Origin of the sequence: Paenacidovorax caeni, assembly GCF_001298675.1 — a bacterium.
Lineage (GTDB): Bacteria > Pseudomonadota > Gammaproteobacteria > Burkholderiales > Burkholderiaceae_C > Paenacidovorax > Paenacidovorax caeni.
In genome coordinates this window covers 38695-60065 of sequence record NZ_CYIG01000008.1, presented here as the reverse complement: position 1 = coordinate 60065, position 21371 = coordinate 38695, and the positions used below count along the sequence as shown (strand labels likewise).

The following is a 21371-nucleotide window of genomic DNA, read 5'->3' as shown; positions in this document are numbered from 1 at the left end:
AACCCTGGCTGAGAGCTCCTTTTAAGAGCCTGTTCACGATCTTTTCATAGTGCCCGCAAGGCAGCAAAAAGCCGCAATCTAGGCGCGCGCCGCAGGCCATGCTGGCGGCCTGGCCAAGGTGTGCAACGACGAGTGCGGCTTTTTGCTGCCTTGCCCGAAGGGTTGCCCCGCAAAAGTGACATCTGCGGCGTTGCAAATGCTCGCCGGGCCACCAGCCCGGCTGCGCTTTGCGCCTTGCATCTGCCACTTTTGCGGGGCAACGGGCACTATGAAAAGATCGTGAACAGGCTCTAACTTGCGCCCAAGCCCCTGGTTGCTGTCCGGTTTCCTGTGATACTGGACTTTTGCAACCAACGTACCAAAATTTACATGGCTACCAGGGGTTCCTCGTCCGAATTTCGCATCCTCGCGCTTAGCGGCGGCGGGTATCTGGGGCTGTACGCGGCCGTGGTGCTGGCCGAGCTGGAGGCGCGCGTGGGCGAGCCGCTGGGGCGGCGCTTTGACCTGATCGCCGGCACCTCGGTGGGCGGCCTGCTGTCGATGGCGCTGGCCTTCGAGGTTCCCATGGCCGAGCTGGTCAAACTGTTCCTGGAGCGTGGCGAGGAGGTGTTTTCCTCGCGCCGCCTGCCCACGGGCGCGGTGACGCGGCTGCTCGACCTGTCGCGCTCCGTCATGGGCCCCAAGTACACCGGCGAGGCGCTGCGCAAGGAGCTGACGCGCCATTTTGGCCAGCGCACGCTGGGCGATGCGTTGCACGCCGTTGTGGTGCCTGCCGTGGACGTGACGCGCAGCGTCACCAAGGTGTTCAAGACGCCGCACGCCCAGGCCTCGCTCGGCGACGCGGGGCTGAGCGCGGTGGACGTCACCATGGCCACCTGCGCCGCACCGGCGTTTTTCCCATGCGTCAAAGTGGGTGACAAGCTTTATGCCGATGGCGGCTTGTTTGCTGTGGCGCCGGACCAGGTGGCGCTGCACGAAGCCGAGCTGTTCATGGGCGCCAAGCCTTCCAAGGTGCGCATGCTTTCCGTCGGTACGGCCACCATGGGCTACCAGCCCATGGAAAAGCCCGAGGCCGACGTGGGCGCCGTGGGCTGGCTGACGGACGGGCGCCTGATCCTGACCATGATCTCGGTGCAGCAGCAGCATGTGCAGGCCATCATGGAGGATCGCCTGGCCGACCGCTACATGCGCCTGGACGCGCCGTGGCCAGCGCAGGCAGGGCTGGGCATTGACGTTGCCACCAAGCAAGCAGCGCAGACGCTGACGACGCTGGGCCAGCAGACCCTGGCCGGGCTGGACGAGGAGCGGCTACAGAAGTTCTTGTAGCCTTTTCAAGCATTTTTCGGGGTTTGCGCTTGCTGGGCAAGCGCTGGCAGCTATCTTTTTTGAAGGCCAGGCGGGGCGTGCCCCACCTGGCCTGGGTCCACGGCCGGGCCCTCAGGCCATGGTCATGAGCTGGGCGTTGCCCCCGGCGGCGGCCGTGTTGGTGCTGATCGACTGCTCGTGGCACAGCGCCGCCAGGTCGTAGCCCTGGCCGGCCTGCAGTTCGTCGCTGCCCAGGCTTTCCACGCGCACCAGCGGGCCGGGGCGGGCGGCCACGGCGCGGCAGGCTTGCAGCAGCGCGTCGCCGTCACCCTCAAACAGCAGGGCCGCCACCGGGATGGCGCCGTCGGCCAGTGCCGCGCCCTCGGCGCTGTGCAGCCAGGCCACGCCAGCGTCGCCAGCCGCGGCGCGCAGTGCCTGCCAGACGGCGGCGCAGCCGTTGTCGTCTTGTGGCAGCACCATGTGGCAGGGGTTGCCGCTGGCCAGCGCGGCGGCCACCTGGGCCACCAGGCCCAGCGGCGTGCGCGGCAGTGCCCACACCGGGCCCCGCGGCAGCAGGCGGTAGCGGTTGGATTCGCCCGTGGGGCCGGGCAGCAGCAGGCTGGCGCCCAGGCGCGAGGTGGTCAGCGCCGCCTCGCAGGTCGTGTGGGCCTGGGCCTGTTCGGGCGCGGGCAGCGGCAGCGTGGTCTGGCGCAGGCGGCGCAGCAGCAGCAGCGCCGGGTGCTCCGACAGGCTGGGCGTGGGGGGCAGCAGGGCCAGCGCGGTGTTGGCCGGGCCATGTACCAGGCGGTGCAGGTACAGCGGCCCGCCCGCCTTGGGGCCGGTGCCCGACAGGCCCATGCCGCCGAAGGGCTGCACGCCCACCACGGCGCCGATGACGTTGCGGTTGACGTAGAGGTTGCCGGCGTGGATGCGCTCGCTCAGGTGCTGGATGGTTTCGTCAATGCGGCTGTGCACGCCAAACGTCAGGCCGTAGCCCGTGGCGTTGATGCCGTCGAGCAGCGCGTCGAGCTGCTCGCGTGGGTAGCGAATGACGTGCAAAACCGGGCCAAAAACCTCGCGGGTCAAGCGCGAGGTGCTATCAATTTCGATGATGGCGGGGGCGACGAAGTGGCCGTTGAGTGCGCCGTCCGTGCGTTCCACGCGCGTCACTGTCTGGCCGGCGTCGGCCATGCGGGCGATGTGCGCCTCGATCTGTGCACGCGCCTCGGCGTCGATCACCGGGCCCACGTCGGTGTGCAGGCGGTCGGGGTTGCCCAGCGTCCATTCCTGCAGTGCGTCGCGCAGCATGGTCAGGGTGCGGTCGGCCACGTCGTCCTGCAGGCACAGCAGGCGCAGGGCCGAGCAGCGCTGGCCCGCCGAGTCGAAGGCCGAGGCCAGCACGTCGGCCACCACCTGTTCGGCCAGGGCCGACGAATCGACCACCATGGCGTTCTGGCCGCCGGTCTCGGCCACCAGGGGAATGGCCTGGCCGGTGGGCGACAGGCGGGTGCTGAGCTGCCGTGCGATCAGGCGCGCCACTTCGGTGGAGCCGGTGAACATCACGCCGGCCACCTGCGGGTGTGCCACCAGGGCCGCGCCCACGCTCTCGCCCTGGCCGGGCACCAGTTGCAGCGCATCGCGCGGCACGCCGGCTTCGTGCAGGAGGGCGACCATGGCGGCGGCCGTGAGCGGTGTCTGCTCGGCAGGTTTGGCCAGCACGGTGTTGCCGGCGGCCAGGGCGGCGGCCACCTGGCCGCAGAAGATGGCGAGCGGGAAGTTCCACGGACTGATGGCCAGCACCACGCCCAGCGGGCGCTGCGCGGCGTTGTCGAATTGCGTGGCCACCTGGGCGCCGTAGTAGCGCAGGAAGTCCACGGCCTCGCGGATTTCGGCCACGGCGTTGGGCAGGGTCTTACCGGCCTCGCGCATGATCAGGCCCATCAGCGGCTGGCTGCGCTGCTCCAGCAGGTCGGCGGCACGCTGCAGCGCGTCGGCGCGCGTGGCGGGCGGGGTGCCAGCCCAGATGGGCGCGGCCTGGGCGGCGCGCTCGCAGGCAGCCTGCACGTCGTGCGCCGCGGCCTCGTACACCCAGCCCACGGTGTCGCTGAGCTCGGCCGGGTTGCGCAGCGGCTGCCAGCCGGGGGTGCGTGACGGGTCGGCGGGCAGTGGCACGCCGGGGGGCGCCGCCAGGTAGGTCTGGCGGGTGCTGTAGAGCAGTGCGGCGGCGAGCGAGGCGAGCTGCTGTTCATGTGCCAGGTTCAGGCCGTGTGAGTTGGGGCGCGACTGCGCCCCCAGATCGGCAAACAGGTCGGCAGGCAGCGCAATGCGCGGGTGTGGCGCGCCCAGGCGGCCCTCCTGGTTGGCAATGCGCAGTGCGTCCTCCACCGGGTCGGTGACCAGCTCGGCGATGGGCACGCTGGCGTCGCCGATGCGGTTGACGAACGAGGTGTTGGCGCCGTTTTCCAGCAGGCGGCGCACCAGGTAGGCCAGCAGCGTTTCGTGGCTGCCCACGGGGGCGTAAATGCGGCAGGGGCGCGCCAGCTTGCCATCGGCGGCGGTGCCGGTGACCTGGGCGTACAGCGGCTCGCCCATGCCGTGCAGGCACTGGAATTCGTACTGCCCGCTGTAGTAGCTGCCGCCCACGCTTTGTGCCAGGTGGTAGATGCTGGCCAGGGTCTGGGCGTTGTGCGTGGCGAACTGGGGGTAGATGGCGTCGGGCGCCTCCAGCAGCTTGCGTGCACAGGCCAGGTAGCTCACGTCGGTGTAGACCTTGCGTGTGTACACGGGGTAGCCGGCCAGGCCGTCGAGCTGGGCGCGCTTGATCTCGCTGTCCCAGTAGGCGCCCTTGACCAGGCGCACCATCAGGCGGCGGCGGCTGCGCCGGGCCAGGTCCACCAGATAGTCGATGACGTGCGGGCAGCGCTTTTGGTAGGCCTGCACCACGAAGCCGATGCCGCTCCAGCCCTTGAGCGAGGGCGCAGCGCACAGCGCTTCCATCAGGTCCAGCGACAGCTCCAGGCGGTCGGCTTCTTCGGCGTCGATGTTCATGCCGATGTCGTACTGCTTGGCCAGCTCGGCCAGGCGCAGCACGCGGGGCAGCAGCTCGGCCATCACGCGGTCGTACTGGGCGCGGCTGTAGCGCGGGTGCAGGGCCGAGAGCTTGATGGAGATGCCGGGGCCTTCGAAGATGCCGCGTCCGTTGGACGCCGCGCCGATGGCGTGGATGGCCTGCTCATACGCCTGCAGGTAGCGCTGCGCGTCGGCGTCGGTGGCAGCGGCCTCGCCCAGCATGTCGTAGCTGTAGCGAAAGCCTTGCTTTTCGTAGGTGCGGCTGTTGGCCAGGGCTTCAGCAATGTTCTGGCCGGTGACGAACTGCTCGCCCATCAGCTTCATGGCGCGGTGCACACCCTGGCGGATCAGCGGCTCGCCCCCCTTGCCGATCACGCGGGAGAGCGCGGCCGACAGGCTCTTTTCGCTGCTGGTGGAGGTCAGCTTGCCGGTCAGCACCAGGCCCCAGGCGGCGGCGTTGACGAACAGCGACGGCGAGCGGCCAACGTGCGACTTCCAGTCGCCCTTGCTGATCTTGTCGCGGATCAGGGCGTCGCGCGTAGCGCGATCAGGAATGCGCAGCAGCGCTTCGGCCAGGCACATCAGCGCCACGCCTTCCTGGCTGGAGAGAGAAAACTCCTGCACCAACGCGGCCACGCCACTGCCCGCGGGCGCATCGCGCAGGCCTTGTACCAGGCGTGTGGCCAGTTCGCGCACCTTGCCGGACTGCTCGGCATCCTGGGCGCGCGCCAGCGGCAGCAGCGCGGGTAGGCATTCCGTCTCGGGGCGGTGCCAGGCCGCGGTGATGGCGGCGCGCAGCGGCGTCTGTGGCAGGATGGACTGGGCGAACACCAGGAAGGGCTGCGCTGTTTCCATCGGTGGGGGCGGGGGCGCGTCTTCTGCACCGTCGTCCTGCGGTGGCTCACCCAGGCCGGTGAGGCGGATGGTGGTGGCGCCGCGCTCCAGCGCATCGACGTACTGCAGCACCGCCTGTTTGATCAGCCAGTGCGGTGTGCGGCCCATGTTATGGGCGGCGTTGCGAATGCGCTCGCGCAGCGTGTCGTCGACTTTGATGCCAATGGTGGTGGACATAACGGATCCGAAGGGCAAGGGTAAAAAAGGTGCAACCTTTTGGGGTGGGTAAATATCGCAAGGTTGCACTTTTTTGAATATAGGGTAAACCCTATAATTTATGAGGCTGAGGTAATCGTTAACGATGATGTACACGGGTATGCGGCGCCGGGTGCTCCCCATACACTTACTGCATGGATTGCGGGAGTAGAAAACCATGAGCGGCACGTCAGTGATCGTGTTTGCTGATATCGCGGGAAGTACGGCCCTGTATGAGGTCTTGGGCAATGCGCGCGCCACCGAAGCCGTGACCCATGTGGTGCATTGGCTCGGCCAGTCGGTTGAAAGCCAGGGCGGGCGCGTGGTCAAGACCCTGGGGGACGGCGTGCTAGCCACCTTCGATACCGCGCCGCGTGCCGTGCAGGCCATGGCGGCGCTGATGCGCGACCACCAGCAGCACCTGCGCGAATGGCCGAGCGAGATGTGTCTGCAGGTGCGCGTGGGCGTGGCGGGCGGAGAGGTCGTGGAGGTCGATGGCGATTGCTACGGCGACGCCGTGAACCTGGCAGCGCGCCTGTGCGAGCGTGCGCGGCCGGGCGAAGTCTGGCTCAGCGCCAGCACGGTGAAGGATGCCGAGGCCGCCCAGGGCAGCGCGAGTGCACCGGGCACCCGCTTCGTGCGCCTGGGTTCCCTGCCCATCCGGGGCAAGGCCGAGCCGATCACGGTGTATGGACTGGAGTGGCGCCAGGACGAAGACCCCGATTCCCAGACCATGCTGACCAATCTGCCCAGCACCCTGGGCACACTGCACAGCGGCCCCATGCAGCTGCAGGTGCACTGGCACGGCGAAGGGCATGTGTACTCAGCGCAGGACATGCCGCTGCTGCTCGGGCGTGCGCCGCAGGCGCAGGTGTGCGTGCCGGACCCGCGTGTTTCGCGTGAGCATGCGCGCATTGACTGGCGCAACGGCGCCTTCGTGCTGACCGACCTGAGCCGCTTCGGCACCTGGGTGCGGTTTGAGGGCTTTGAGCCGGTGCTGCTGCGCCGTGACACCTGTCTGCTGCACGGTGCCGGCCAGGTGGCGCTGGGCGTGGCTTTCAGTGACGACAGCGCACCCGCGCTGGCGTTCACCGTGTCTGACGCGGGCGTGATGGTGCAATAGGCACAAAAATAGGCATAAAAAAAGCTCCTGGCGCTTATCTAGCAAGCGCCAGGAGCTATTTTTTTAATAGCGTTTGAATCAGCAGCCGCGGGTGACCGGAACGGGCGCGTTGCTGCCGTGCGGCGCCCACTTGCCCAGCTCCCACTTGGCAATGGCGTTGCGGTGCACTTCGTCCGGGCCGTCAGCAAAGCGCAGGGTGCGCGCATTGGCGTAGGCGTAGGCGAGCGGGAAGTCGTCGCTGATGCCAGCGCCGCCATGCACCTGCATGGCCCAGTCGATCACCTGGCAGGCCATGCTCGGCGCGACGACCTTGATCATGGCGATCTCGGCCTTGGCAACCTTGTTGCCCACGGTGTCCATCATCCATGCGGCCTTGAGGGTGAGCAGGCGCGCCATGTCGATCTTGCAGCGCGCTTCGGCGATGCGCTCTTGCGTCACGGTTTGCTGGGCGATCAGCTTGCCGAAGGCTGTGCGGCTGCTGGCGCGTTTGCACATGAGTTCAAGCGCACGCTCTGCCTGGCCGATGAGGCGCATGCAGTGGTGGATGCGCCCGGGGCCAAGGCGGCCCTGGGCGATCTCGAAGCCGCGGCCTTCGCCCAGCAGGATGTTGTCCACAGGCACCTTGACGTTTTCGAACAGCACCTCGGCGTGGCCGTGCGGGGCGTCGTCGTAGCCGAACACATTGAGTGCGCGCAGCACGGTGATGCCAGGGGTCTCGGCAGGCACCACGACCATGCTTTGCTGCGAGTGCTTGGCCGCCTCGGGGTCGGTCTTGCCCATGGTGATGAACACCTTGCAGCGCGGATCGTTGGCGCCGCTGGTCCACCACTTGCGGCCGTTGATGATGTAGTGGTCGCCCTGGCGCTCGATGCGCGTGGCGATGTTGGTGGCGTCGCTTGAAGCCACCTCAGGCTCGGTCATGGCGAAGGCTGAACGGATCTGGCCGTCCAGCAGCGGGCGCAGCCAACGTGCCTTGATGGGTTCGGAGCCGTAGCGTGCAATGGTCTCCATGTTGCCGGTGTCGGGCGCGGAGCAGTTGAACACCTCGCTAGCCCATACGACACGGCCCATGATCTCGGCCAGCGGCGCATATTCGGCGTTGGTCAGGCCCGCACCGTGATAGCCCGAGGCCTCGGCCGTGTCCACCGGCAGAAACAGGTTCCACAGCCCGGCGGCCTGGGCCTTGGGCTTGAGCTGCTCAATGGTCTGCAGCGGCGTCCAGCGCTTGCCAGCCGCCGTGTTGGCGGCCATTTCGGCAGCGTAATCCTTCTCGGCAGGGTAGATGTAGTCTTCCATGAACTGCGTCAGCTTGGCCTGCAGTTCCTTGGTTTTGGGCGAGTAGTCGAAGTCCATGGGGATTCCCTTCAGAGGTCAGAAACTAGGGGTGGGTGGATGCTCAGCGCTGCGCGAAGGACCAGGCCAGTTCGGCCATGGGGCGGGCCGTGGCGCCCGCCGCCTTGGCCTGGGCGCTGGCGGCGGTGCCGTCTTCCACGCGCTTGGCGATGCCCTGCAGGATGGCCGCGATGCGGAACATGTTGTAGGCCATGTAAAAGTTCCAGTCGGCGTGCAGCGCGGCCACGTCCGCGGTGCCGGTGTGCTCGCAATAGCGCTGGATGTAGTCCTGCTCCGAGGGGATGCCCAGCGCCACCAGGTCCAGCCCGGCGATGCCGCGGCCCAGCGCGGCCGGGATGTGCCAGCTCATGCAGTGGTAAGCAAAGTCGGCCAGCGGGTGGCCCAGTGTGGACAGCTCCCAGTCGAGCACAGCGATGACGCGCGGCTCGGTGGGGTGGAACATCAGGTTGTCGAGCCGGTAGTCGCCGTGCACGATGGCCACGCGGCTCTCGTCCTTGGCGCTGGCGGGCATGTGGGCGGGCAGCCATTGCATCAGCTGGTCCATCTCGGGGATGGGCTGGGTGATGGAGGCTTGGTACTGCTTGCTCCAGCGGCCGATCTGGCGCTCGAAGTAGTTGCCGGGCTTGCCGTAGCCTGCCAGGCCGCGTTCGGCGAACTTCACGCTGTGCAGCGCCGCAATGACGCGGTTCATCTCGTCGTAGATGGCGGCGCGCTCGGCCGGCGTCATGCCGGGCAGGCTCTGGTCCCAGAGTACGCGGCCCTGCATGAACTCCATGATGTAGAACGCGCGGCCAATGACCGATTCGTCCTCGCACAGCGCCAGCATGCGCGGCACGGGCACGTCGGTGCCAGCCAGGCCGCGCATCACGGCGTACTCGCGCTCGATGGCGTGCGCCGAGGGCAGCAGCTTGGCCACCGGGCCGGGCTTGGCGCGCATGACGTAGCTTTGCCCCGGTGTGACCAGTTTGTAGGTGGGGTTGGACTGGCCGCCCTTGAACATCTCCACGGTGAGCGGGCCGGTGAAGCCGGGCAGGTGCTGCTGCAGCCAGGCGCTCAGCGCCCCCGCGTCGAAGGCGTGCTGTTCGGAAACGGGGCGCGTGCCCACGAAATGGTCGAAGTTGCTCATGCAGGGTTCACTGGGAATAAAAAGGGGTTAGGTGTCGGACTCGGCGATGCGCATCAGCGCGTCGCGCTTGCGCACGACCAGGCCGCCGGTCTCGATGCGGATGGCTTCCTCGCGCTCCATGGACTTGAGTTCCTGGTTCACACGCTGGCGCGATGCGCCCAGCAACTGCGCCAGCTCTTCCTGCGCCAGTTGCAGGCCAATGCGCACCTCGCCGTAGTTCGCCAGGCTGGGGACGCCGTAACTGCGCACCAGGTGCAGCAGTTGCTTGGCCAGGCGCGCGCGCAGCGGCAGGGTGTTGAGGTCTTCCACCAGGCCGTAGAGCTGGCGGATGCGACGCGCATGCAGGCGCAGCAGCGCTTCGTACAGCTCCACGTGCTGGGCCAGGATTTTGTGGAAGTCGGCTTTGGACACGCACAGCACCGTGGTGTCGCCGTGGGCATAGCCATCGTGCGTGCGCCGGTCGCCGTCGAACATCGCCACGTCGCCGAACCAGATGCCCGGCTCCACGTAGGTCAGCGTGATCTGCTTGCCCGAAATCGAGGTTGAGCTCACGCGCACGGCGCCCTTGGCACAGGCGATCCACTCCTCGGGTGGATCGCCACGTGCACAGATCAGTGTGCCGTCCTTGAAGCGTTTGACGTAAGCGCATCGGAGAATGTCGTGCCGCAGCGATGGGGAAAGGGTTGAAAACCAGCGACCGGAGTTGATCGCCTCTCGTTCTTCGATGGTAAGAATGGGGTCGTCCATGGTCTGTCTTTTGGGTGACTACAGTGCCGCTGGATTGTCGCGTCAGGGACGAGGGCGTGGAGTCGCGTGCGTGTCTGGTGCACCCAGGTGTGCGCGTCCGTGGCGGGTGAAAGGGCGAAAAGGCGTTGCCCCCGCCGTGTTATCCGGCAGCAGCCCCTGGCTTTGTATGCCAGAATCAGATTTCAATAAATGCAACCGCTGTGAAAAAAAGTGACGTCATCATTGGGGCCAGCCTGTATGCAGTTGCGCTGAGCGCTGCAGCGCTTTCGCTTGGCAACAGCCGCAGCGTTGTGGTGCTGGGCTCTCCCATTGACTTGACCTTCGAGGTGCAGCCCGACCCGGGTGTGGATCTGGCCTCTTCCTGCATTTCTGCGCAGCTGGTGTCGGGGGACGTTCCGATCAGTCCTTCCCAGGTGCGCGTCGTGCCGTTGCCCGAAGTCGCGGGGCATTCCTCGGCTGTGCGCGTGCAGGCGTTCACCATTGCCCGCGAGCCGGTGCTCACGGCCACCATCACGGCAGGCTGCATGGGGCGTGTTTCGCGCACCTACACATTTCTGGCCGAGCTGCCCAACACGTCGCCCAGGGGCGGTGATCCCGTGGATATTGGGCGTCTGGCAGCGGCTCCGGCCAACCGTGCCGCCGTGGCACCGCGCCCCGTAGCGCCGCAGGTACTTCCTGCGGTGCGGCCCGAGGTGGAGCCTGTGGCGCGCAAGGCACCGGAGTCAAGTGCATTGCAGCAGGTGCAGCCAGCCCCGGCTAAACCTAAGCCCAAGCCCAAGCCCCAGCCCCAGCCCAAGGTTCAGCCTAAGCCGGCGGTGGTGCCTTCGCAGCCCGCCCCGCGTCCGCGTCTGGTGATGGAGTCGCTGGAACAGCTGTTGGCCGAGTCGCCGGCCGCCGCATTGCGGCTGACCCCTGAGATCACGGCGTTGCCTCCGACGACGGACGAAGAGCGTGCCAAGGCCGCAGCGCTGTGGAAGGCGCTCAGTGCCGACCCACAGCAGGCAGAGGGGGCTGATGCACCGTGGCAGGAGCGTGTGCGCGCGCTGGAGGCAGAAATCGCCAGCATGAAGGCACAGGCAGCGCGCGAGCGCCAGGATGCCGCCCTCCTGCGCGAGCGCCTGGCGCAGGAGGAAAGCGGCCGCTATTCCGCCACCGTGGTGTACGGCCTGGGTAGCGCGCTGGCGCTGCTGTCCGGGTTGCTGGGCTGGCTCTGGGTGCGTATACGTCGCCAGGAAAGTGACGCCGTGCGTTCCTGGCACGACTCGGTAGCCCATGTGGTGGCGCTCGATAAGGCCCCGGTGCCGACGCGGCCTGCCACTCCCGAGCCTCCAAGCCCCTGGCTGGAGAAGGACGAAGTGCACAGCATGCCAGTGACGGAGCAGCTCGCGCCCTCCACGCTGCCGTTGGAGCCCGCCACCGCCGAGGCATACGCCTTCGAGCCTGCCCCGGAGCCCGTGCCTGCTGTGGCCCCGGCCAGCGCGCTGCAGGGGCTGCAGATCGTCAACCCCGAGGAGTTGTTCGACATCCTGCAGCAGGCCGAGTTTTTCGTCTCCGTGGGCGAGCACGACCAGGCCATCGAGGTGCTGAAGCAGCATATCGCCGACCGTGGCGAGACGTCGCCGTTCAGTTACCTGGAGTTGCTGCGCCTGTACCACCAGTTGGGCCGAGCAGACGATTTTGCACAGCTGCGCACGCAATTCATGCGCCATTTCAACGCCGACCTGCCGGCGTTCTCGCAGTTCCGCACACAGGGCAAGGGGCTGGAGTTCTACACCGACGAACTGGCCGAGATTGAGGCGCAATGGACTTCGCCTTCGGTGCTGGCACTGCTGGAAGGCTACCTGTTCCTGAAGGAAGGCGGCGGTGCGGGCACGGCAGCGCGCTTCGACCTGGCGGCCTATGACGATTTGCTGTTGCTGCTCGCTATTGCGCAGACCACCCCGGCCAGCGCCCGAGGCGAGCCGCCGCCGCGCAAGCGCACCACGCCGCTGGGTTCGCCCGCAGCGCCGGTGTTGCCCGAAGTCCAGCCTGCGGAGCCCGACTGGGGGCGCGTGTCGACCCAGCCGCCGGAGAAGCTGGCGCTGGATCCGCTGGATTTCATGATCGACGACCTGACCCTGGCGCCGCGTGACGTGGCGCCGGCCGAACCGTCACCGCCCGAGTCGCTGCTGGACCTCGATCTGACCGAACCACCCACGATCGACGCAGGGGCTGGGCAGCCGGCGTTGCCGGTGACGCCGCCGCCCGCGCCCGGGCAAGCGGTGGGTTTTGGCTTTGACGACAAGTACGAGCTGCGCTTCGAGCTCGAAGAGCGGCCGCCGAAACCGTAACGGCAGCGGGCTGGCTCAGCCTTGCATGTGCTGCAGCAGCGCTGCGGCGGCCTGCTCTGGGTGGGGCGCCTGCACCAGGGCACGCACCACTGCGATTGAGCCCACGCCGGTGGCCAGGATTTCGGGAAACTGCGCGGCACCGATGCCGCCGATGGCCACCAGCGGATAGCCCTGCATCAATTGCACATAACCGCCCAGACGGGCTACGCCTTGAGGCACCGTGGCCATTTTCTTCAGCGTGGTGGGGAACACGGCGCCCAGCGCGATGTAGCTCGGCGCCACGGCATCAGCGCGCAGCATCTCGGCGTAGCCATGCGTGCTCACGCCCAGGCGCAGTCCCGAAGCGCGCAGCTGTGCCAGTTCCTCAGGCGCCAGGGCGTCCAGGTCTTCCTGCCCGAGGTGCACGCCGTAGGCGCCTGCGGCCATGGCATCGCGCCAGTGGTCATTGATGAACAGCAGTGCCTGCGTGCCCTGCACGGCTGCCACGGCAGCGCGCACCTCCCGGGCAATGGCGGCCGGATCCTCATGCTTGAAGCGCAGTTGCACCGTGGGTACGCCCGCACGCGCCATGCGACCGACCCACGCCGCGTCGGGCAGCACGGCATACAGGCCCAGCCGCTGCGGGCAGGCAGGAAAGCCCGCGCGCTCGGCACGCGCCTGTACGCCAAAGTCTTGCGGGTTGCAGGGCCACAGCGTGGCATCGAAAGCGCCCAGGCGCTGGCTTTGGCGCATCCAGGCCTGTGCCAGGCATTCGGCGTCGATGCCGATGAAGCCCAGTTGGCTGCAAGCCGCCAGGGCAGCGCGGTACACCGGGTCATCGCTTGTGGGCGCAGGCGCAGGCTGTGCGGGGAAATCGGCAAAGCGCGCGCCATGCGCGGCGGTGATGGCCTGCGCGCCGGCACGCCAGTCGGAGAGAGAGGGCATGCTGCTCATGCCTTGTCGTGGTGCCAGAAGGGCGTGCCGAGCACCGGGGTGCTGGGCTGCGCGGCTTGCTGCGGCGCCATGGCACCGGCGCGGTGTGCGGCGCGGCCGGCGGCCACGGCGTTGGCAAAGGCGCTGGCCATGGCCACGGGGTCTTGCGACAAGGCCACGGCAGTGTTGAGCAGTACCCCATCGAAGCCCCACTCCATCACTTGGCAGGCGTGCGAGGGCAGGCCCAGGCCGGCATCGACCAGCAGCGGCACCGGCAGGCGCTCGCGCAGCGTTTGCAGCGCGTAGGGGTTTTGTGGGCCGCGGCCGGTACCAATGGGGGCGGCCCAGGGCATGACGGCCTGGCAGCCCACGTCCACCAGGCGCTGGCACAGCACCAGGTCGTCGGTGGTGTAGGGCAGCACCAGGAAGCCGTCCTTGATGAGCAGCGAGGCAGCCTCCACCAGATTCAGCGTGTCGGGCTGCAGGGTGTAGTCGTCGCCGATGACCTCGAGCTTGATCCAGGGCGTGCCGAACACCTCACGCGCCATTTGCGCCGTGGTCACGGCCTCTTGCACGCTGTGGCAGCCTGCGGTGTTGGGCAGCACGGGCACGTTCAGGCGCTTGAGCAGCTCCCAGAAGCTCTCGCCAGCGTTCGTGGCGTTGATGCCCTGGCGGCGCAGCGAGGCCGTGACCATGGCCGGGCGTGCGCACTGCACGGCGGCTTCAAGCACGGCGGGCGAGGGATAGCGGGCAGTGCCCAGCAGCAGGCGGCTGGTGAAGGTGTGCCCGTAGAGGATCAGCGGGTCGGTTGGCGGGGTGAGCGGGTTCATGGCTTTCTATGGTTTTGATAGCTGCTAGCGCTTTCCTGGTAAGCGCTGGAGGCCAATTTGACTTGAAATTTCAGCCGCCGGTCACGGGGGCGATCACTTCCATGCGGTCGCCCTCGTGCAGCGTGTGGCTGGCGTACTGCGTGTTGGGTACGAAGCGTGTGTTCACGGCGACCGCGAAGGGCGGGCGTGCGGAGAGGGTGGCGAGCGCATCCTGCACCGTGGCGTGTGCGGGCAGCGTGGTGGCTTGCTGGTTGATGATGACGTTCATGCGGTGTATTGCAGAGACAGGTCGAATTGCGGGGCGAGGGCCGATTGTCCCTGCTCCAGCAGCTCCAGTGCCACGTCGTGCAGTGCCGGGGCGATCATGAAGCCGTGGCGGTACATGCCGTTGATTTCCATGACCCGTGGCTGCGGCATGCGGATGGCAGGCAGGTTGTCCGGCAGGGTGGGGCGGCATTGTGTGTTCATTTCCAGGATGCGCCCCTCGGCGAAGCCACTGTGCACGGTGTAGACGGCGCTGAGCAGCTCCAGCGCCGAGCGCACGCTCATGGGCGAGCGGTCGTCAGACTCGATCTCGGTGGCACCGATGACAAACAGGTGGTTTTCTTTGGGCGCAATGTAGATCGAATAGCGCGGGTGCACCAGGCGCGTGGGGCGTACCAGCGTGACCTCGGGCGCATGGATGCGCAGCACCTCGCCCCGCACGCCGCGCAGGGCACTCCACTGCGTGCGCGCACCCAGACCGCGGCAGTCCAGCACCCAGTCGGGCTGGCCGGCCTCGCCAGGGCGAAAGTCGCTCACCTCGCGCGGGCTGTGCCAGTGCACCTGCACGCCCAGTTGCTGCATGTCCTGCTCCAGCGCGGCCAGCAGCTGGCGGTTGTCGAGCTGGCCTTCGCCGGGCAGCAGCAGGCCCTGGCCGAAGCGGTGCGCCAGCGCGGGTTCGGCCTGTGCCAGGCCCTCGGCGTCGAGCGTCTGCATGTGGGGCAGGGTGGGGAGCAGGGTCTGGGTGCGCTCCAGCAGGCCGCGCAGGCGCAGCGCGTCGGGCGTGTCCTGGCGGTGCCAGACGATCAGCGTGCCGTTGCGCTGGAAGTACACCGGCGCAGGCAACTGGGCGAGCAACGCGGGCCAGCGTTCCAGCGCGTGCTGGCCCATGCGCACCACGCCAGGCTCGGTCACGGCCGATTCGGCCAGGGGTGCCAGCATGGCGGCCGCCACGTACGCGGCGGAGCCCACGCCTTCGGGGCCGCCGGCTTCAAAAATTTGCACGCGGTGGCCCTGGCGTGCCAGGCTGGTGGCCAGCAGGCGGCCCAGCAGGCCGGCGCCGAGGAGGGTGATGGAGGAGGAGGCAGCGAGGGTATGCATGGCGTTGGTGTCCGCAGTCCGAAGAGTCAGGCAAAGGGACAAAACGCGGGCGTGCCATGGCAGCGCTGTACTGGTGAAAACTCCCCACGCCAGCATGACCTGGATCGGGTGCCGAGGGTCTTTCTCAGTCGCCAGCCTGTGCAGCCGGGACACCCCTGTTTCGTCCGTGGCGCAAATTACAGCACGGCGCGAGAGTCCTTACCGTCGATAATTTTTGCCATGACGCAAGAAAAACCGACTTCGCTGCCGCGCTATGCGCGCGTGCTTTCCATCGCCGGCTCCGACAGCGGTGGCGGCGCCGGCATCCAGGCCGATCTCAAGACCTTCAGCGCGCTGGGCTGCTACGGCATGACCGCGATTACGGCCATCACGGCGCAGAACACGCAGGGTGTGCGCGGCATCCACGGCATACCGCCCGACATGCTGCGTGCGCAGATCGACGCCGTGGTTGAGGACATCGGTGTTGACGCCGTGAAGATCGGCATGCTGGCCTCGCCCGAAGTGGTGCAGGTGGTGGCCGACGCCATCCGCCGCCACCAACTGCCGCACGTGGTGCTCGACCCGGTGATGGTGGCCACCAGCGGTGACCGCCTGATTGCCCAGGAAACCGTGGCCGTGCTGGTGCGCGATCTGTTCCCGCTGGCCGAGGTGGTCACGCCCAACCTGGACGAGGCGGCACTGCTGCTGGGCCAGCCCATTGGCGGTATCGCGGCGCTGGATGATGCGGCGCGTGGCCTGCTGGCGCTGGGCGCACGCGCCGCACTGCTCAAGGGGGGGCACTTGCCGGGGGACGAGGTGGTGGACGTACTGGCCTTGCCCGATGGCCGCCTCACCCGCTTTGGGTCGGCGCGTATCGCCACGCACAACGGGCATGGCACCGGCTGCACGTTGTCGTCGGCCATTGCTGCGCACCTGGCGCTGGGCCACGCGCTGCCCGAGGCCGTGGCGCGCGCGCGCGCCTACATTCTGGGGGCCATCGAGGCTGGCGCCGCCGTGCGCACGGGGCACGGGCATGGGCCGCTCAACCATGGCTATGCGCCGGTGGCGCAGGTGGTTTTATCGGTGTGAGGTGTTTTGGGCTTCCGGCGCTTTCTGTGGAAACGCTAGAAGCTATGAACATGGAGACATGTTGCTTCTTGGTTATGCGTTCTGTTTTTTGTGAAGCATGAATGCCGGGTGTGATTGTTGAAGCATGCGGGGATATGAATCAAATTAAAGAATCCAAGGCGGGCAGGGTTGCGAGAAATGCTGGGCTTGATTATTTGCGGACCATGGCGATTTTTATCGTCCTGGCGAATCATGCATTCATTAATTTCTTTATTTACACCGAGACCTCTGCGTGGGAGGGCGTCCTTGCGAAGATTAGCCTGCAGTCTGTCATATCGATTGAATGGCTTTTTGTTTTGAGTGGTTTCCTGATTGGTACCATCATGATCAGGAGCTTTTCAAAAAGCGATTCATGGTGGCAATGTAGTAAAGATTTCTGGATGCGGCGCTGGTTTAGAACGTTGCCGTCATATTATTTATTTTTGGTGGTTAATTGGCTTCTAGTGGCCTTTGGGATTGAGAAGGGCTGGTTTACATGGGAGTTTTTAGTATTTTCTCAGAACCTTTTTAGTGGCGATGTCTCGGATAATTTTTTTGGCGAGTCATGGTCGCTTGCGCTCGATGAGTGGTTTTATTTTCTTATGCCAATAATTATTGGTTTGTTCTTTTTGGCAAAGAAGATGGAGAATAGGCATTGCTTTTTGCTGACGGCCGGTGTTTTGATCGTCTTGCCAGCCTGCGCACGTTTTATTTATCCGCCCGTGCTTGATGTGTGGGAGTGGGATCTGGAGATTCGCCGCGTTACGCTTTACCATTTGGACGCAACAGGCTGGGGGGTTCTTGCTGCGATAGTGAACAATTGGTACAAGGATTTTTGGGATAAATATTCTAGGTTGCTCGCTATTCTGGGAGTTGCTGCAACGCTGCTTGGAATGTATTTTTTGTGGATTTTGCTGGATCCTGGAGCCTGGGGGCAGGGTCTTTTTTCCAGGGTTGTCAATTGCATTTCTATTACTTTGCTTTCCGTTGGTACAGCCATGATCTTGCCATGGTTGACGAAAATGCCGGTGCATGCATTTGTGGAAAATTATTTCGGGAAATTCGTTGAAAAAATAAGCCTTTATTCTTATACGATTTATCTATCTCATATGCCATTGTTGTTCTTAATCCGGCATTTTTTCAACATTGACACTCGCTCTGGTGTGGTAGAGGTTTGGTTTTTTGTATTCTTCTGGCTTTTTGTTGTCTATGCGGTTTCTTCGGTTGTTTTCTATAGATTCGAGCTTCCCATTTCTAGGGTAAGAGATAGGTTTACGAGAAGAATCAATAGCATGCCTCTGTGATGCGTCGGGCATCGGCATGAAAGTATCAATGAGTAGGTGCAAGCAACAGGGGCAGCCCTCGCTGTGCCCCTGTTGGATGGAGTGAGAATCACGCGATTGGGCGCACCGGCCGCCACCAACTCACCAATAACCCAGCACCTTCCACCACACGCCCCCCACCACCAGCCAGATGGCCAGGAGCGCCAGGCTCATGATGAAGCCGGTCTTCCACCATTCGCCCAGTGTGGTGTAGCCGGAACCAAAGATGACGGGTGAGGTGCCCGTGGCGTAGTGGGTCAGCGTCATCATGATGTTGGAGGCCGCGGCCATCATCAGCGCGAAAGGCAGCGGGGGGGCGCCCAGGGCCAGGCCGGCGCCGTAGAACGCAGCGAACATGGCGGTGATGTGGGCGGTGGTGCTGGCGAACATGTAGTGCGCGTACAGGTAGGTCAGCATCAGCAGCGCGCTGGCGGTCACCCAGCTCAGGCCCATGTGGCCAATACCGGTTTCGATGCTCTTGGCAAACCAGGTAATCAGGCCGAGCTTGTTGAGAAAGGTGGCCATCATCACCAGCGCGCCGAACCAGACGATGGTGTCCCAGGCGCTCTTTTCCTTGATGACGTCTTCCCAGGTCAGCACCCCGGTGACCAGGCACAGTGACAGGCCAATGAAGGCTGTCGTGGTTGGGTCCACTGCCGCGCTGGGGCCGAAGAGAAAGGTCGGAACGCCGGCCCACAGCACCAGCAGCACCGCGAAAACACCGAACATCGTGATCTCGCCACGGCTGATCGGGCCCAGCTCCTTGAGCTTCTCGCGCGCGAACTGCATGGCGTTGGGCGTGCTTTTGATTTCTGGCGGGTGCAGCATGTAGATGATGAGCGGCATCACCGCCAGTGCGACCAGCCCTGGCAACAGCATGGCCAGTGCCCAGGTGCCCCAGCTCAGGCTGATTTGCGCGCCCGTCACGTCGGCAATCAGTTTGACCACCAGCGGGTTGGGCGCGGTGGCGGTGATGAACATGGCCGAGGTGATCGGGTTGGCGTGGTAGTTGGTCAGTGCCAGGTAGCGGCCCATGCGCCCCTGCGTGCCCTTTTCAGGGTCGGAGCCGTAGCTGCCTGCGATGGCTCGCATGATGGGGTGGATGATGCCGCCGCCGCGCGCCGTGTTGCTGGGCGTGACCGGCGCCAGGATCAGCTCCGACAGCGCCAGTGAATAGGCAATGCCGATGGTCTTCTTGCCCCATACGGCAATAAACAGGTAGCCGATGCGCGCGCCCAGCCCGGTTTTGATAATGCCGCGAGAAATCATGATCGACACACCGATCAGCCAGATCAGCGAGTTGGAAAAGCTGCTCAGGGCATCGTTGATGGCGCCAGCGGCTTTGTCGTTGGTCACGCCCGTCACGGCCACCAGCGCAATGGCGATGATGGACAGCGCCCCAATGGGCAGCGCCTTGCCGATGATGGCGGCGATGGTGCCCACGAACAGTCCCAGAAGATGCCAGGCATCGGGCGTGACGCCCGCGGGCACCGGAATCACGAAGCCGATGATCAGCCCCAGGGCCACCGCGATGGCGGTGGGAAGTGGTTTGAAGCCCATGCTTTCTCCTTGAAGAACCACGTGGTGTGGCGTGTGTGGGAACCTGCCGCTTGGCGCATGCCAAGCGCATCAACTCTGCAGGTGATTCTCACACACGGAGTAAGGGTAAACCCGTGGTTTCAAAGATAAAGCGCGCCAGCTTTTGGCGATGCGCAGGATGGCGCTGGTGCTTATTGCGGGGCACGCGGCGGCGTGGCTGGGGACGCGGAAGCGGGAATGCGCGTGGTCCGCACTGTTTCTCCTGTGACCGGGTGCATGTAAGTCTCGACCACTGTGCCCTGCGCATCCACAGCGTAAAACTCGTGGCAGTTGCCCTTCGATACCTTGTACTTCACCAGGACATACCGCGATGCCCCAAACCGTTCGCGTGCTTCGGCTTCCGGGATCCATTGCGTGCGGGGGGCATCGGTGCAAAACACCTTTTCTTGGGGGGCGCTGGCCCAGGCTACGGGGCTGGCCCCAGCAAGGAATGCCATGGTGAGCAGCCAGGCGGGCGTGTGGTGTCTCATTGTGTGTGGGGTCATGCCAAGGCACTGTACCCAGCGCAACTGAATGGGACATGAACGCTGCCTGCAGCGCCTGGTGCTGGCGTTCCAGGCGGGCAAACGTGTTTCTACCGGGTGCTGGGGCGCGTGGCCCAGGCCAGGGCAAAGCTCAGCACCAGGGTGGGCAGGGCCGAGCCCAGGGCCGGGGCCAAGCGGGGCAGCAGGTGGTAGCAGGCGATGCCCGCCAGCCAGATGGCGATCGGCACGGCATGCGCCCGGCGCGCGCGGGCCAGCAGTGCGGCGGCGTTGGCGCCCCACGCCAGGCGCCCCAGGATGACGCCAAACAGCGGCACGAACACTGAGCTGAGCAGCAGCAAAAAGGGCTCCAGGCTGTGCATGGGCAGCACCAGTGCCCCGAGTGTGCACGCCACGGCAACCCCCAGGCCCCACTGGCGCACGCCCCAGCGCGGCCACAGGCTGTGGCTGGAGACCGCGCCGGAGTACACGTCGCCGTAGGCGTTGTCCACTTCGTCAATGAGAATGAGCGACAGCGCAATGAGCCCGCCCTGCGCCAGCAGCAGCGCGGTCACCAGGTCCTGGCTGGGCAGCGTCAGCGCCACCAGCACGCCCAGCGTGTAGCACCAGATGTTGGCCACTGCATAGCCCGCCCAGGCACCGCGCAGCGCGCCGACGCCACTGCGGCCGTGGCGCGCGTAGTCGGCCACCAGCGGCAGCCAAGAAATGGGCATGGCGATCACCAGGTCGAGCGCAGGCATCACGCCCATGCCGCCTTCGCCCTGGCGCTGCCACAGTGCAGCCAGTCCTTGGGCCTGGGCCAGCCCAATGAACTGCCAGTACAGCCACAGCAGCGACAGCACCACCAGTGGCAGTGCCACGCGCGCGATGATGCGGCGCACCAGTTGCACCATGGAGCCGCTGATGAGCAGGACGACCACACCGCCCCACAGCAGGGTGGCTGCCACCGGCCACCAGCCGGCCTGCATGGCGCCCGCTTGCCGCCCGATGGCCACGCTGGCGTCGCGCATCACCACCAGCTCGAAGGTGCCCCAGCCGATGAGCTGGACGATGTTCAGAGCTATGGGCAGCCGCGCGAACGTGCGGCCATACACCGCGTGCATCAGCCCCGCGCTGGCCAGCCCGCTGTCGCAGCCAATTTTTGCCACCCAGCCCAGCAGCCCGGCGCCGAGGAGGGAGCCCGCCACGATGGCGAGCACGGCCTCCTGCGTGCCCAGCGCGGGCATGAGGTAGGCGCCCACCTGCATCACCAGCAGGCCCACGCCCAGGCTGAACCACAGCGAGGCATGGTCGTGCCAGCGGAAGACGCGCTGGTCGCTGGCGACAGGGGTCAACGCCTCGTTGGCGGACGGGGTGGGGGTGCTCATGCGGACTCCTTGGCGGTGCGGCACAAGGAAGGTTCCGGCCACGCGCGGTGCTGGCGTGGCATGGCGGACGGGCTTCCCTGCGCGAGGATGGTCTCAAGCCTGCAAAGTAAAACGAAGCAGGCAACAGGTTCGAAGGGTTTTCCAGCAAGGATTTTTTGCAGGACACACCCAGCGATTTAGCCAAATTCTAGTTAACGGGCAGCGCGCGGAGTCCGTCTTGGTTCAAGCATCACAGGTTGTTAGGGTTGATCCGGTTCACGCCGCCAGTT

General features: G+C 65.8%; 16 protein-coding genes and 1 riboswitch. Of the genes, 5 read left to right on the top strand and 11 right to left on the bottom strand.

The features are described 5' to 3' along the window. The first annotated feature begins 369 nt into the window (after nt 1-369). Nucleotides 370-1326 carry a CBASS cGAMP-activated phospholipase gene (locus BN2503_RS05620; RefSeq protein ID WP_054255671.1) on the top strand — a complete coding sequence of 319 codons (957 nt, stop codon included), beginning with the start codon at nt 370-372 and terminating at the stop codon, nt 1324-1326. A 111-nt stretch (nt 1327-1437) separates the two neighbouring features. On the opposite strand, the gene putA is transcribed toward BN2503_RS05620, so the two are convergent. Further along, complete coding sequence (gene putA / locus BN2503_RS05615; protein ID WP_054255670.1) at nt 1438-5445, bottom strand: trifunctional transcriptional regulator/proline dehydrogenase/L-glutamate gamma-semialdehyde dehydrogenase; 4008 nt, start codon at nt 5443-5445, stop codon at nt 1438-1440. 196 nt (nt 5446-5641) lie between these two features. Between putA and BN2503_RS05610 the strand changes: the two genes are divergently transcribed. Continuing rightward, complete coding sequence (locus BN2503_RS05610; protein ID WP_054255669.1) at nt 5642-6586, top strand: adenylate/guanylate cyclase domain-containing protein; 945 nt, start codon at nt 5642-5644, stop codon at nt 6584-6586. Between the two features lie 78 nt (nt 6587-6664). On the opposite strand, the gene BN2503_RS05605 is transcribed toward BN2503_RS05610, so the two are convergent. Genes BN2503_RS05605 through BN2503_RS05595 form a run of 3 tightly spaced genes read right to left on the bottom strand, consistent with a single transcriptional unit; the run spans nt 6665 to nt 9812 of the window. After that, nucleotides 6665-7939, bottom strand: coding sequence for an acyl-CoA dehydrogenase family protein (locus BN2503_RS05605; protein WP_054255668.1), 1275 nt, complete (start codon nt 7937-7939; stop codon nt 6665-6667). Between the two features lie 43 nt (nt 7940-7982). Next, complete coding sequence (locus BN2503_RS05600; protein ID WP_054255667.1) at nt 7983-9065, bottom strand: phosphotransferase; 1083 nt, start codon at nt 9063-9065, stop codon at nt 7983-7985. A 27-nt stretch (nt 9066-9092) separates the two neighbouring features. Further along, on the bottom strand, nt 9093-9812 hold the full coding sequence (locus tag BN2503_RS05595; RefSeq protein ID WP_054255666.1) for a Crp/Fnr family transcriptional regulator: 720 nt from the start codon (nt 9810-9812) through the stop codon (nt 9093-9095). A 200-nt stretch (nt 9813-10012) separates the two neighbouring features. On the opposite strand from BN2503_RS05595, the gene BN2503_RS05590 reads away from it, so the two are divergent. After that, nucleotides 10013-12142: a tetratricopeptide repeat protein gene (locus tag BN2503_RS05590; protein ID WP_074930193.1), complete on the top strand. Its 2130-nt coding sequence runs from the start codon at nt 10013-10015 to the stop codon at nt 12140-12142. Nucleotides 12143-12157: 15 nt separating this feature from the next. On the opposite strand, the gene BN2503_RS05585 is transcribed toward BN2503_RS05590, so the two are convergent. From BN2503_RS05585 to BN2503_RS05570, 4 genes are all read right to left on the bottom strand, one after another. Next, nucleotides 12158-13066, bottom strand: a complete 909-nt coding sequence (locus BN2503_RS05585) for a thiamine phosphate synthase (RefSeq protein WP_054255710.1) — start codon at nt 13064-13066, stop codon at nt 12158-12160. A gap of 5 nt (nt 13067-13071) precedes the next feature. Beyond that, on the bottom strand, nt 13072-13884 hold the full coding sequence (locus tag BN2503_RS05580) for a thiazole synthase (RefSeq protein ID WP_054255665.1): 813 nt from the start codon (nt 13882-13884) through the stop codon (nt 13072-13074). Between the two features lie 70 nt (nt 13885-13954). Further along, nucleotides 13955-14152, bottom strand: coding sequence for a sulfur carrier protein ThiS (gene thiS, locus BN2503_RS05575; RefSeq protein ID WP_054255664.1), 198 nt, complete (start codon nt 14150-14152; stop codon nt 13955-13957). Then, a complete protein-coding gene (locus BN2503_RS05570) occupies nt 14149-15246 on the bottom strand; it encodes an FAD-dependent oxidoreductase (RefSeq protein WP_054255663.1) in 1098 nt (365 codons plus the stop codon). The genes thiS and BN2503_RS05570 overlap by 4 nt, the downstream gene beginning before the upstream one ends. Nucleotides 15247-15310: 64 nt before the next feature. Next, nucleotides 15311-15413: riboswitch (TPP riboswitch) on the bottom strand. Between the two features lie 52 nt (nt 15414-15465). Here BN2503_RS05570 and thiD point away from each other — a divergent pair. Then, the gene (gene thiD, locus BN2503_RS05565; protein ID WP_054255662.1) at nt 15466-16314 is read left to right on the top strand and encodes a bifunctional hydroxymethylpyrimidine kinase/phosphomethylpyrimidine kinase; all 849 of its coding nucleotides are present in this window, start codon (nt 15466-15468) and stop codon (nt 16312-16314) included. A gap of 101 nt (nt 16315-16415) precedes the next feature. Next, complete coding sequence (locus BN2503_RS05560; RefSeq protein ID WP_082366504.1) at nt 16416-17636, top strand: acyltransferase family protein; 1221 nt, start codon at nt 16416-16418, stop codon at nt 17634-17636. 120 nt (nt 17637-17756) lie between these two features. Here the strand turns inward: BN2503_RS05560 and BN2503_RS05555 are convergent, their stop codons facing one another. The 3 genes from BN2503_RS05555 to BN2503_RS05545 all read right to left on the bottom strand — a co-directional run bounded on the left by BN2503_RS05555 (nt 17757) and on the right by BN2503_RS05545 (nt 21102). Then, nucleotides 17757-19214 carry a DASS family sodium-coupled anion symporter gene (locus BN2503_RS05555; protein ID WP_054255660.1) on the bottom strand — a complete coding sequence of 486 codons (1458 nt, stop codon included), beginning with the start codon at nt 19212-19214 and terminating at the stop codon, nt 17757-17759. Between the two features lie 170 nt (nt 19215-19384). After that, entirely contained in the window at nt 19385-19690 is a 306-nt protein-coding gene (locus tag BN2503_RS05550; RefSeq protein ID WP_074930197.1) for a PepSY domain-containing protein, read from the bottom strand. A 137-nt stretch (nt 19691-19827) separates the two neighbouring features. Continuing rightward, on the bottom strand, nt 19828-21102 hold the full coding sequence (locus tag BN2503_RS05545; RefSeq protein ID WP_054255658.1) for a purine-cytosine permease family protein: 1275 nt from the start codon (nt 21100-21102) through the stop codon (nt 19828-19830). Nucleotides 21103-21371: the final 269 nt, after the last annotated feature.